The sequence below is a fragment of the Curtobacterium sp. MCBA15_013 genome (assembly GCF_001865095.1).
Lineage (GTDB): Bacteria > Actinomycetota > Actinomycetes > Actinomycetales > Microbacteriaceae > Curtobacterium.
The window spans coordinates 1985-2710 of sequence record NZ_MJGQ01000029.1 but is presented as its reverse complement, the minus strand read 5'-3'; the positions used below and the strand labels follow the sequence as shown (position 1 = coordinate 2710).

Below are 726 nucleotides of genomic sequence, written 5' to 3'. Positions count from 1 at the left end.
CGAGCCGCCGTCCCGCTCGGCCACGAACAGCTCGATCACCCCGGTCAGGGCCGTGGACGCGGCCTCCCCGCCGCGCTCGAGGGAGGGGTTCGCGCGGATGACCCGCAGGCGGTGGCGGGTGATCTCGATCGAGTCGTCCGGGAACGTGGCACCGACCCGGTACGCGGCGCGGAGCGCGACCCACGCGGACTCGGACGCCGGTCGGAGGCGGAGCTCGTCGGTGAAGCGCACCGCGAACTCGTCGAGGCCGCCCCACACGAGCGAGGCCTTGCTCGGGAAGAGCCGGAACAACGAGCGGCGGCTGACCCCGGCGGCCGTCGCGACGTCGTCCATCGAGACGGCGTCGAAGCCCTGCTCGTCGAAGAGCCGCAGGGCCACGAGCGACACCGCGGCGGGGTCGATCGTCCGCGGGCGTCCGGTCGGCCGGTCGCTCGTCGAGCTCATGGATTCCTTTCGGCACTGAGTGCTACAACTGTGGTGGCGCAGCGAGCGCCTCTCAGTGAGGAGACGACATGACCGACACCACCGCCGGACGGTTCACCGGCAGGACCATCATCGTCACCGGAGCGGGTTCCGGCATCGGACGCGCCACGGCGACGCGCATCGCGAACGAGGGCGGACGGGTGATCGCCACCGACGTCGTCGCCGAACGGCTCGATGTGCTGCGCGCCGAACTCGTCGACGCCGCCGACCTCGACGTTGAGACCGTCGTCGGCGACGTCGCCG

At 72.0% G+C, this 726-nt stretch carries 2 protein-coding genes; one reads left to right on the top strand and one right to left on the bottom strand.

What is annotated here, in order from left to right; genetic code table 11:
* On the bottom strand, positions 1-444 hold a 444-nt coding region (locus tag BIV01_RS12800), incomplete at its 3' end, for a TetR family transcriptional regulator (protein WP_071303085.1).
* 68 nt (positions 445-512) lie between these two features.
* Between BIV01_RS12800 and BIV01_RS12795 the strand changes: the two genes are divergently transcribed.
* A partial coding sequence (locus BIV01_RS12795) for an SDR family NAD(P)-dependent oxidoreductase (RefSeq protein ID WP_139199350.1) occupies positions 513-726 on the top strand: 214 nt, incomplete at its 3' end.